Annotated in this window: 12 protein-coding genes and 1 pseudogene; 5 read left to right on the top strand and 8 right to left on the bottom strand. The window is 38.9% G+C overall.

The window, feature by feature from the left end; all coding sequences use genetic code 11:
• Positions 1 to 540 precede the first annotated feature (540 nt).
• The 4 genes from IQ228_RS00590 to IQ228_RS00575 all read left to right on the top strand — a co-directional run bounded on the left by IQ228_RS00590 (position 541) and on the right by IQ228_RS00575 (position 4,358).
• Positions 541 to 1,782, top strand: a complete 1,242-nt coding sequence (locus tag IQ228_RS00590; RefSeq protein WP_193961935.1) for a pitrilysin family protein — start codon at positions 541 to 543, stop codon at positions 1,780 to 1,782.
• A 13-nt stretch (positions 1,783 to 1,795) separates the two neighbouring features.
• Positions 1,796 to 3,067, top strand: coding sequence for a pitrilysin family protein (locus IQ228_RS00585; RefSeq protein ID WP_027404429.1), 1,272 nt, complete (start codon positions 1,796 to 1,798; stop codon positions 3,065 to 3,067).
• A gap of 160 nt (positions 3,068 to 3,227) precedes the next feature.
• Complete coding sequence (locus tag IQ228_RS00580) at positions 3,228 to 3,995, top strand: peptidoglycan-binding protein (protein WP_193961933.1); 768 nt, start codon at positions 3,228 to 3,230, stop codon at positions 3,993 to 3,995.
• Positions 3,996 to 4,004: 9 nt separating this feature from the next.
• The gene (locus IQ228_RS00575) at positions 4,005 to 4,358 is read left to right on the top strand and encodes a phage holin family protein (RefSeq protein WP_027404431.1); all 354 of its coding nucleotides are present in this window, start codon (positions 4,005 to 4,007) and stop codon (positions 4,356 to 4,358) included.
• Here the strand turns inward: IQ228_RS00575 and IQ228_RS00570 are convergent.
• The 8 genes and pseudogenes from IQ228_RS00570 to IQ228_RS00535 form a co-directional block, all read right to left on the bottom strand.
• Positions 4,355 to 4,786, bottom strand: coding sequence for a cobalamin biosynthesis protein (locus tag IQ228_RS00570; protein WP_257121689.1), 432 nt, complete (start codon positions 4,784 to 4,786; stop codon positions 4,355 to 4,357). The two genes, IQ228_RS00575 and IQ228_RS00570, sit on opposite strands and share 4 nt — an antisense overlap.
• Before the next feature lie 141 nt (positions 4,787 to 4,927).
• Entirely contained in the window at positions 4,928 to 5,140 is a 213-nt protein-coding gene (gene thiS, locus IQ228_RS00565) for a sulfur carrier protein ThiS (RefSeq protein ID WP_039203927.1), read from the bottom strand.
• A 224-nt stretch (positions 5,141 to 5,364) separates the two neighbouring features.
• Positions 5,365 to 5,571, bottom strand: coding sequence for a type II toxin-antitoxin system HicA family toxin (locus IQ228_RS00560; RefSeq protein ID WP_193961932.1), 207 nt, complete (start codon positions 5,569 to 5,571; stop codon positions 5,365 to 5,367).
• On the bottom strand, positions 5,568 to 5,768 hold the full coding sequence (locus IQ228_RS00555; protein WP_027404435.1) for a type II toxin-antitoxin system HicB family antitoxin: 201 nt from the start codon (positions 5,766 to 5,768) through the stop codon (positions 5,568 to 5,570). The genes IQ228_RS00560 and IQ228_RS00555 overlap by 4 nt, the downstream gene beginning before the upstream one ends.
• Before the next feature lie 214 nt (positions 5,769 to 5,982).
• Positions 5,983 to 6,435, bottom strand: coding sequence for a type II toxin-antitoxin system VapC family toxin (locus tag IQ228_RS00550; protein ID WP_027404436.1), 453 nt, complete (start codon positions 6,433 to 6,435; stop codon positions 5,983 to 5,985).
• The gene (locus IQ228_RS00545; protein ID WP_027404437.1) at positions 6,432 to 6,698 is read right to left on the bottom strand and encodes a hypothetical protein; all 267 of its coding nucleotides are present in this window, start codon (positions 6,696 to 6,698) and stop codon (positions 6,432 to 6,434) included. The genes IQ228_RS00550 and IQ228_RS00545 overlap by 4 nt, the downstream gene beginning before the upstream one ends.
• 445 nt (positions 6,699 to 7,143) lie before the next feature.
• Positions 7,144 to 7,329 (bottom strand): annotated as a pseudogene (locus IQ228_RS00540) (RNA-guided endonuclease TnpB family protein); the annotation flags it as partial.
• 513 nt (positions 7,330 to 7,842) lie between these two features.
• Complete coding sequence (locus IQ228_RS00535; RefSeq protein ID WP_193961931.1) at positions 7,843 to 8,880, bottom strand: thiamine phosphate synthase; 1,038 nt, start codon at positions 8,878 to 8,880, stop codon at positions 7,843 to 7,845.
• Between the two features lie 409 nt (positions 8,881 to 9,289).
• Between IQ228_RS00535 and IQ228_RS00530 the strand changes: the two genes are divergently transcribed.
• On the top strand, positions 9,290 to 10,819 hold the full coding sequence (locus IQ228_RS00530) for a DUF1565 domain-containing protein (RefSeq protein WP_027404440.1): 1,530 nt from the start codon (positions 9,290 to 9,292) through the stop codon (positions 10,817 to 10,819).
• The last annotated feature ends 6 nt before the right edge of the window (positions 10,820 to 10,825 follow it).

The raw sequence follows: 10,825 nt of genomic DNA, 5'->3' as shown, positions 1-10,825 counted from the left end.
CCCCACCCCCAACCCCCTCCAGTATCAAAAGCTTATCCTTTTCTTCCCCCCGCTGCGGGTGGATTTAGGGGGGTGCCATGAGGGGGCTAAGATGTAACTTATAAGTAATTGGACAAAAATATTTACAGTCATTGCGAGCGAAGGGAAGCAATCACAACCCTTGGAATTGCTTCATTTCACTTCGTTCCATATGGCTAACGCAACGCTTACGCAATGACATTGTGTAATTAATTCTGTCTCACTACTTATGATTGGAAATCGCTGTAGGACTGAAGTAAAGAACCTCTCAAACCATGATTTCTCTGTGTCCTCTGTGGTTCGTTCTTAGTTTTGTCGGATTTTAACTAAAATAAAGCTGCATAGAATAAGATTTCAGGAATTATTGACCGCAGATAAACGCAGATAAACGCAGATAAATACGGGTGATTATTATGTGCAGCCTCGCATAAAATTGGTATAAGACCTGAAAATCAAGGTTAGAATAACAAAATTAAATTATGGTTAAACCTATAAAAATTGTCAAAACAACTAACTAACAATGTGTTTCCCGGTTCTGTTGTCAAACTAGATAATGGTTTAACACTCATTCACCAAGAGATATCCACTACACCCGTAGTGGTAGCTGACGTTTGGGTGCGTGCGGGAACTAACCTAGAACCAGAACCTTGGTTTGGAATGGCACATTTTCTAGAACACATGATTTTCAAAGGGACATCAAACCTGCTTCCCGGAGAATTTGATTATCACATCGAAAAAATTGGCGGGGTGAGTAATGCCGCAACAAGCCACGATTACGCCCATTATTCCATTACAACCGCTGCTAACCACCTAGAGCATACTCTTCCCCATTTAGGGGAATTACTCCTGAATGCAGCCATTCCTGACGATGAATTTATCAGAGAACGGGATGTGGTGTTAGAAGAAATCCGTAGTTACAATGATGATCCCGATTGGGTTGGTTTTCAATCTCTTGTGAAAAATGTTTACCAACGTCACCCTTATGGACGTTCTGTACTGGGAACTGAGGAAGAATTAATGCAGCATTCCCCGGAAGCTATGCGCTGCTTTTATCGCAGTTACTATCAACCAGAAAATATGACTGTGGTTGTGGTGGGGGGAATTAGCGAAACAGCCGCGAGGGAATTGGTTAACCGTTCGTTTGCAGATTTTCCGCAACGGGATAATTGTCCCCAATTTACCAAAGTTGTAGCACCGCTAATTAACGGAATTCGTCGTCATGAGTTAATCTTACCCAGACTAGAACAAGCGCGGTTGATGATGGCTTGGAAAGTACCGGGAGTAGAAGAAATTCGGGCTGTTCATGGTTTAGAATTATTATCAGTGCTGCTAGGAGAAGGGAGAATTTCTCGGTTAGTATCTGATTTGCGGGAAGAAAAGCAACTTGTTCAAGAGATTTGCTGCAATTTTTCTCTACAACAAGAATCAAGTTTATTGACAATTACGGCTTGGTTAGAATCAGAATATCTAGAACGAGTTGAGGATTTGATTTGTGATCATTTACAAGAATTACAAGATCAAGAAATTAGCACGTCAGAACTAAATCGTATTCAAAGGTTTTTATGTAATGATTACGCCTTTTCTACGGAAACACCAAATCAGCTAACTAATTTTTATGGTTATTATCATACTATTGCTAACGCTGAATTAGCTGTTACCTATCCTCAAGAAATCCAGTCTTTCAATCCTCAAGAACTACAAAAATTAGCTCAACAGTATCTTTCATCAGCTAATTATGCAGTTACCATGCTCAAACCTTGTTAATTATTAAGTGAAAATGCAAACTATTAATAGTCGCTCTCTGATTCATCGCACCATATTAAGTAATGGCATTGTTTTGTTAGTATCAGAAAATCAAGCCGCTGATATTATTGCGGGACGGATTTTTATTCGCGCTGGTAGTTGTTATGAACAGCGAGAAAAAGCAGGGTTAGCTCATTTGTTATCAGCGGTGATGACAAAGGGATGTGATGGTTTATCGAGTTTAGAAATTGCCGAAAAAGTTGAATCGGTGGGAGCTAGTTTAGGCACAGATGCGGCTACAGACTATTTTTTGCTGTCTTTGAAAACTGTCACTACTGATTTTATTGACATTTTATCATTAGCTGGACAATTATTGCGATCGCCTACTTTTCCTGAAAATCAGGTAGAACTAGAAAAGCGGTTAGCAATCCAAGATATTCGTTCCCAAAAAGAGCAACCTTTTGGTCTGGCTTTTGAACAATTGCGTCAGGTAATGTACCCAAATCATCCCTATTCTATGTCAGTTTTAGGTGATGAAACAACCATGAGCAGCATTACCCGGTCTGACTTAGTAGAATATCATCAAACTCATTTCCGTCCTGATAATATTGTCATTAGCATTGCTGGACGCATTACCCCAGCACAAGCTGAGAAATTAGTAACAAAGATTTTTGGTGATTGGGAAATACCAAATTCTGCCCAACCTACCCTGAATTTACCACCAATTACTGTATCACCTAAACCTTGCCTCAAACCCTTAAATACACAACAATCAATTATCATGCTGGGTTATTTAGGACCATCAGTAACTCACCCAGAATATGCAGCCCTCAAGTTACTTGCTACCTATTTAGGTAATGGTCTTTCTAGTCGTTTATTTGTAGAATTACGGGAAAAGCAAGGTTTAGCTTATGACGTATCTGCTATTTATTCAACTCGACTTTTTCCCGCTGCCTTTGTAGTTTATATTGGCACTGCACCGGAAAATACCAAAGTTGCTTTTAATGGACTTCGCCAGGAAGTAGAACTATTGTGTAGCACCGAACTGTCAGCAGAAGCATTACAAACTGCTAAAAATAAAATCATTGGTCAATATGCTTTGGGTAAACAAACTAATGGACATATTGCTCAAATATATGGTTGGTACGAAATTTTGGGTTTAGGGATTGAATTTGATCAACAATTTCCCGAATTAATTAATAATGTCACTGCAACGGAAGCAATTACAGCCGCTTGTAAATATTTGCAAGCACCATACCTATCTTTAGTTGGACCAGAAGAAGCTATTCAGACAGCTATTTTGTGAAACCTTAAATTTACTAGGTTGGGTTGACGCAAGAAAACCCAACCTAGTAAAATCCTGGAAATATGCGGTGATGTTTGATCTTCATGCCCAAAAAATTAACAACTAACTAAGCGATCGCAATAGGTGTAAGATCAGCATCAGAAAATTATACAAAACTTGTATGAAAAATACTTTGATAGCTGGTATTTCCAACATGAGCGCAAATTCTTGGTATTGCTTAATCTTGTTAACCACAACACCCGCCTTAATTACTGCCACTGGGTTCATTTCCACAGCCACACCACTCAAAATTGTCCAAGTCAACACAGACATTAAAATCAATCGTCCGCCCCTGAACATGGGTAGTCAAGGTGAAGGAGTTAACGAACTTCAAGCCGCTTTGAAGCTTTTAGGATTTTATGCGAGCGCTGTAGATGGTAAATATCAACAAAGTACAGTCATTGCCGTTGCCCAATTTCAACAAGCTGCCGGTTTAAACCCCACTGGTAATGTAGATAATATCACATGGCAAAAACTATTTCCCAGCCCCTCAAATATTACCGCTACCACAGCCAAACCTGCCAGTAGTTTTACAACTGTTCCCACCCAACCGGTAAGAGTTACAAAACCACAAATTGCCAAACGCCCAACCACCAAAAATCCACAAAATACCAGCATTAAACCCACTCCTCCCCATCAACAAATGCCCGGTATCCAATATACTGAAGAAGGATGGCCAATTTTGCGTTTACCCATGAGTGGTACAGAAGTGATTAAATTGCAAAAACAACTACAAAACTTGGGGTTCTTAAATGGTAAAATAGACGGATATTTCGGACTATCCACAGAAACCGCAGTTAAAGCTGCACAAGTTCGTTATGGCTTAAAACCTGACGGTGTAGTCGGTGGTGGTACATGGAAAGTTTTCTTAAAACGCACTTCCCAATAACATTAAACTATGAAGCACTTTATTTTAACTTGGCTTGGTACTGCGGTAGCATTGTTAATTACCTCTAAAATTGTCCCCGGAATTATTCTCACGAGTTTTACTGCTGCCTTAATTGCCGCTGTTGTCATTGGTTTAGTAAATGCCATTGTCCGGCCAATTTTGCAGATTTTAGCATTTCCCATTACCTTAATAACTTTAGGTTTATTTACCCTTGTAATTAATGGTTTAACTCTATGGTTTGCTAGTGCAATAACTCCCGGTTATGGTTTTGAAATTCGGGGTTTTATTCCTGCTTTTTTAGGTTCAATTGTTTTATCAATTGTCTCTGGTATTATTAATCAAATAGTTAATATGCTTGACTAAATATTTAGTCTATAATCACTTTTAGCCACAGCTACTGTGACTGCTCCTATTTCCCCTGATAATCGAAAAATCTGTTTAGGAACTAATAATATTATTTTCGCAGATGTGATTTTCGAGACTGCAAGCATAGCCGAAGCCTCAGCTACGCTAGATGTTTCCACAAACTTAGTAATACTATGATTAGGATGGGGAACAAGGACACTATTTAAAAGTTCAGCACTAAAGACTTTCAAAAGTAACTGTTCTGAGTTACAAAATTCTACTAAACCAATTTCTGAGGCTTTTTTATCAATAGTTGCAATTCCAGATATTTCACTATATATAAGTTGGTATTCCTGAAAAACCTGTTTAATTGCACTATTAATTAGGTTCTGAGAAACTCCCTTTTGACAACCAATTCCTACCCATAACAATTTTTTGTCTGTCACATTATGCACTTTGTTTTGTAATATTGAGTGTCCCGCAAATAAGAACTAATTAGCTGAGAATATGCCGATTTGTAATCCTTAAAATACGGAAAACCTATCATTGCTGGTTATATGGTCCTGAATCTATTCCTGCTTGTTGAATTAACCACCACCAACTATTGTGACTACTTCCAAGCGATCGCCATTTTTGATGTGAGTTTCCGTCCAAAATTGACGATGTAAGATTTCACCGTTGTATTCTACTGCGATTAAGCGCAGATTAAAACCCAACTGTTGCAGTAATTCCGGTAAAGCAGTTGGGGATACACAATTGCGCGTTTCTCCGTTGACTTGGAGATTAATTTGATTTGACATAAAGCTGTGAGAAATTTTGAATTTAGGACTTATAAAAATAATAATGTAGTCAGAATCAGGATGTCCAGGATTAAAGGATAAACAGGATAAAATAGGGATTGTATCACCAATTGTCAATACTCCCGAATGGGCGCAGGCCCTGCGCCCCTACCTCCTGATAGCGCAGCGTGGCGTTAGCCATTTCTGACAATTTACCTAACTAGCAACTTACATTACTTAGAATATTAAATATCATCTTCACTGAGATTAGCCACTTTTAGAAAATGCCGTAATAGTCCAGGTTTTAGTGATTGATTCCCATGAATAGGAACAGAAATTCGGGCTGGATTATCGGATTTACCGTAGATATGATGGCTACCATTAATGCGGAGAAGTTGCCATCCGTGAGACTCTAATACTTTAGCAAAATTTTTCCCTGAAATTGATTTCATACGGCAATTTCTAATATTTGAGCAGATTCATCAAGTTCTAATGAATCAACATCAACGAGTAAACAACCTTCAACGGCTTCATATATATTTTGTAGTAATTCTTCAAAAGTATCACCTTGAGTAGCACAACCGGGAATAGCAGGAACTTCTGCCCAATAACCTGCTTCTTCTTTGTGAATAATGACTTTTATTTTCATGGTTTGAAGTTCAATTTTTTAGGTGAGTGATCCTCAAAGACAATTATATCTTAATAGTATTCCTTTTTTTATAGTCGATGGCGATTATAAATCGCCACTACACAAACGAAGTTCACACTATGGCTAACGCCACGCTACGCTATCGACAGGCTCAGTGACCACCTACGTGGACTAATGAAAAATCAAGGGTTTCAGGGTTTTGACCAAGGTATTGTCATGGTAAAGGTGGAATTTGGAACTCGCTAAATAAGTGGACATGATAAGATGAAGTGGCTAAAGCCTTGACTAGCTTTTTATCCAAAGTCAGCAAATTAGCATTATTTTGTTGAGAAAGTGCAACATAACAAGCATCGTAAGCAGAAATATTGTAATTTAAGGCAATATTAACTGCATCATCCATCAAATTCGCTGTGGAAACAACCTGTAATTGTAAATTTTTGAGTGTAGTTAAATCGGCTTGTACCTCAGCAGCAGTGTACATATTTGCACGTACATATTTCAGAAAAACATTTGTACATTCTATATAAAATAGGTCTGGTACAAACATTTTTGTTTGTGGATAGGCAAGATGAGCAAAAAGTTCAATAACTTTAGGGGTGAGTGGATCTGCAATAAAATATTTGATACACACGCTGGTATCTAATACGCATCTAAAAGTAGTAGTCATCTGTCCCGATCTTCTCTAATCATTTCTGTACTATCTGGTAATCCAAAATCGGCAGGATTTAAGCGCCGACGATTGCGGCTTTCCTCTAGGACTTTTAGGACATTTTGACGACGTTGTGTTTCTGTTTGCTGTTGTTTTTCCTGTAAGGCTTTCTGTAATAGTGTCACAACTTGAGATTCTATGGAATCATTTTCAGATTCAGCTAATTTTTGTAGTTCTTGATATAGTTGATCGGGTAAAGTGATGACATTAAAATTATTCATCTGTCAAACTCCCAAGGTTATTTATTAATAATGGTAACACGATATATTAAGGAGGAGCATAGACATGAGACTAATTTATATTTTTTTGACAATAAACTGTTGGTTATAGTTGTTCTGAAGATTCCTGTTTTAGTTCTGGAGAATAGTATTACCCCATTTCCTCTAACCAACTTTGAACGACTCCTAATAAATTATCCTGTTGAGGTAGAAAACTACTCAAGGGAGATGCTATTTGTGTATCGGTAATAAAGGCGATCTTTAACCAGTCATTCTGTAATTGCTGACAGAAATTAATTAATTCTGGGTGAGGATTAATGTGACAGAAAATGAGGGCAATTTTATCTATATTTAGATGTTCTCTCAGGGTTTGGAGTTCATTTCCTAAGTCGAATATATCTTCTATGTCTAAGCGACTGAGACTAATACAAATAGGGCTAGGATAATCAGTTTTAGAAACTGAAGGCTCATAAATCAAATCAAACTTGCCCGTTAACAACTTTCCAGTTTTAAAAAATGTTTGTCGAGCAAAATAAACACCGCTGTTATATAGTTTGCCAGATTGCTCACAAAGATACTCTAACACTGCCTTTGTTTCATTAGTGGGAGACAACAAAACCTGCTGTACTCCCATCGCTTTTTTATTTTTTCCCACCAATTTTTGATGTAATGAAAATTGACTTTTCAATGATAATTGATTAAGCCAAGGTCGTCAACATCACGGTTGATATAGAAAATACCAAAGAGGTTAAAACCGTGGTCAGTGAGCTTGTCGAACTGCTCGTGTCGCTTATATCTCAGGTCTAAAGACACTGAGTTTTACACTTACCGGATGTCTCTATAACAAGGGAATAAAAGCCATTGACTAAATCACAATATTAACAAACACAGCAAGGTGGCTAACCCACCATAATGAGTAGTTATTCACTCCCCCCCTCTCTAAAATTATCGAAACCCTTGATCTCTCGTTAAAGATAGGGGGGAGTGTGAACAGTTACTCTCTAAAATTATCGAAACCCTTGATCTCTCGTTAAAGATAGGGGGGAGTGTGAACAGTTACTCTCTAAAATTATCGAAACCCTTGATCTCTCGTTAAAGATAGGGGGGAGTGTGAACAGTTACCATAATTACTGTCAACATTCCTGATTTATTTAATTCGGTGCAGTTGGGAAAGAAAATACTGAGTTGAGAATGTAGGTTGATCTGATTCGATGAGCGATCGCACTACAGCTACCCGTTGCGCTCCTGCATTCATCACATCATTCAAATTACTCATATCTATTCCCCCAATCGCAAACCAGGGAATTTGACAATTTTGGGATACATATTTCACATACTCTAAACCCGCTGCGGCTTTACCCGGTTTAGTCGGTGTTTCATACACGGGTCCCACACCAATATAATCCGCGCCTTCGGCAATTGCCCCTTGCATTTCTTGAGGATTTGTGGTGGAGCGTCCGATAATGCGCTGAATTCCTAGTAATTGACGCGCTATAGCAATGGGCATATCCTGTTGTCCCAAATGGACACCATCAGCGTCCACAGCCAAAGCCAAATCCACCCGATCATTAATAATGAATAAAGCCCCGTAATGGTGACATAATTCCCGCAGTCTTGTCGCCCGTTCTAGGCGGACTAAATCATCAGCAGTCTTTTCCCGATACTGTAACAGAGTTAAACCACCTTGAAGAGCCGCTTCGGCAATGGCGAATAAGTTATCGGTGGGAGATGTTACTAGATATAAATGCGATCGCCATAATAACTGATGACGCTGATAACCCATCAAATTACTTTCTAGGGTATAAACCTGATAACGCATTTGTTTACAAGCTATTCCCATATTTCCATGATAAAGTTTGCCATATTCTTCTAATACACGCAATGCTTCTTGCACACGGCAAAAATTAGCCTGTAATAGCGATGTAATATCAGCCCGTTGTTCCTCTTGGGGGTGACTTAAATCCGTTCCTGCATCACCCGGTGTATCGCGGGCTGCGCGGATTTCTGCCGTATGCCAAGCACCCAACTCTTGGCGCAAGTGTTTACATATACCTGAAAACTGGGCATTATTTAAACCAAACCGACACCATTCTTCAATAATTCGCAAACCCTCACGAGCGCGATCCAAATTAGCATCTAAAATGCGATAAACAGTTTGTTGTGTGTGACTATGGGCTGAAACCATTACAAAACCTCATTTTTAATGTTTTTATAGTAATAGCCAGCTTGATTCATATTTTAATATTTTGATTATTAAATATTTGCTAACTAATCGCGGTCAATTTGTCAAGATACAAGTAACATCATGGACATACTAAGTAGGCTGGCGTTGAAAATTGTCGTTATAGCAAGGCAAGAGGTAAGGGGTAAGGGGTAAGGGGCAAGAGGTAAGAGGTAAGGGGCAAGAGTAAAGAAGTTTTCAGCGATTTTACGTTTCTTTACACAGTTTGGTTTTATTGTGTTTACCTACTTACTATATAAATAGTATAAAAATTGATTGTATAGCAGTTGCCAGGTAGCAGTTGATATCCAGTCTCAGATCCAAATAGACTTTCAGTGTTGTTGCTATAAGTTTTAGAGGAGTTTTAGAAACAATGATAATCCCCCAAAAATCTGTGAACACCCTCCATAACTCCCTGAGTTACTCAATTCTGAGTTTAACACTTGGTTTAGGAGTGACGAGTACAATACTCTTGATGACAAGTGTAAGTAGTGTATTTGCTCAAGTTCCGACGGTCGGCGAACAAATACTTCAAGGTGAAAAAACAATTTCTCAGATTAACCAGTCATTTGTCAACCCCAGTACAGGAAATGACAAAACAGGTAATGGTAGTATCAGCGCACCTTGGCGGACAATTAGCCAAGCCTTGGAAGCATCACCATCCAATAGTGTAATTATCCTCTCTTCTGGTACATATAGCGCCCAAACTGGGGAAGTATTTCCTTTAATTTTGAAACCAGGTCTAGCTATTCAGGGCAATATTAACAATAAAGGCCAAACTGTGACAATTACTGGTGGTGGCGAATTTCTCAGTCGCAAGTTTGGTGGTCAAAATGTGACTATTGTTGGTGCCAACCAAGCTAGTTTGAGTGGTGTTACCGTTACTAATAGCAATCCTCGTGGTTATGGACTATGGATTGAATCCAGTAACATTGTAGTTCGGGAAAGTACCTTTACTAATAATACCCAAGACGGAATTGCGATCGCTGGTGATGGCACACCCAGTATTAGTAAAAATGTTTTTGTTCGCAATGGTGCTAATGGCATAACTATTTCTGGGAATGCTCGCCCCGAGATCAGGGAAAATATCTTTCAAGAAACTGGTTTTGGGATTAATATTGCCCAAAATGCGTCTCCGGTGGTGGTAGCTAACCAAATTCAGAATAATAGATCGGGGATTATTATCCAAGCCAATGCTACACCGATGTTAAGGAATAATTTTATTCAAAATAACAGAGAAGATGGTCTAGTCGTAATTGCCCAAGCTAAACCAGATTTAGGTAGTAGTTATGACCCAGGCAAGAATATCTTTCGCAATAATGGTCGTCTTGACATCAATGCCAAAGCTGCTAAGTTGGTAATTTCTGCGGCTGGAAATAATTTGCTTAGTAATCGCATCAGCGGTAATGTGGATTTGAAAGGTACAACCGTATCTACAGACAGAATTTCTGGTACTAATCCTTCACTAACACCAAGTTCAGTCCGCAAACCTATCACTTTTACTCCCTCTCAAAGAACGGTAACACCCTTAAAAGTTCAACCTGTTGCCAATCCCAATCAATTACCATCATTACCCAATAATTTAGCGGATTCCCCTCGCTTTAATTATACCCAACTTGATTCGGGCGCTATTGAATTTGTCGCCCCTCAAGCAGCTATTGTATCAAACCCCGAAATGTCTACGGCTACTGGTCAAAATGTCAGTTACCGGGTGTTAGTGATGGTCGCCAATCAACAGCAACAGAATTTAGTCGTTTCTCTAGTTAATGACGCTTTTCCCAAGATTTGGCAAGGTCGTAGGGTGATGCAGGTGGGAATTTTCAATAGTCGAGAAAGTGCCGCTAAAGCAGTAAACCTCTTTAATAGCAAAGGGTTAAAATCAGTGGTTGAGACTGTGAAGTAATTAGTC

Source organism: Dolichospermum sp. LEGE 00246 (genome assembly GCF_015207865.1).
Lineage (GTDB): Bacteria > Cyanobacteriota > Cyanobacteriia > Cyanobacteriales > Nostocaceae > Dolichospermum > Dolichospermum heterosporum.
Note: the sequence above shows the minus strand (reverse complement) of the source record. Positions and strands in the feature narration are given on the sequence as shown.

Bases quoted from the DNA above. Each gene is read 5' to 3' on its own strand.
- IQ228_RS00585 (WP_027404429.1), top strand. From the start codon at position 1,796: ATGCAAACTATTAATAGTCGCTCTCTGATTCATCGCACCATATTAAGT.
- IQ228_RS00580 (WP_193961933.1), top strand. From the start codon at position 3,228: ATGAAAAATACTTTGATAGCTGGTATTTCCAACATGAGCGCAAATTCT.
- IQ228_RS00575 (WP_027404431.1), top strand. From the start codon at position 4,005: ATGAAGCACTTTATTTTAACTTGGCTTGGTACTGCGGTAGCATTGTTA.
- thiS (WP_039203927.1), bottom strand. From the start codon at position 5,140: ATGTCAAATCAAATTAATCTCCAAGTCAACGGAGAAACGCGCAATTGT.
- IQ228_RS00560 (WP_193961932.1), bottom strand. From the start codon at position 5,571: ATGAAATCAATTTCAGGGAAAAATTTTGCTAAAGTATTAGAGTCTCAC.
- IQ228_RS00555 (WP_027404435.1), bottom strand. From the start codon at position 5,768: ATGAAAATAAAAGTCATTATTCACAAAGAAGAAGCAGGTTATTGGGCA.
- IQ228_RS00550 (WP_027404436.1), bottom strand. From the start codon at position 6,435: ATGACTACTACTTTTAGATGCGTATTAGATACCAGCGTGTGTATCAAA.
- IQ228_RS00545 (WP_027404437.1), bottom strand. From the start codon at position 6,698: ATGAATAATTTTAATGTCATCACTTTACCCGATCAACTATATCAAGAA.
- IQ228_RS00535 (WP_193961931.1), bottom strand. From the start codon at position 8,880: ATGGTTTCAGCCCATAGTCACACACAACAAACTGTTTATCGCATTTTA.
- IQ228_RS00530 (WP_027404440.1), top strand. From the start codon at position 9,290: ATGATAATCCCCCAAAAATCTGTGAACACCCTCCATAACTCCCTGAGT.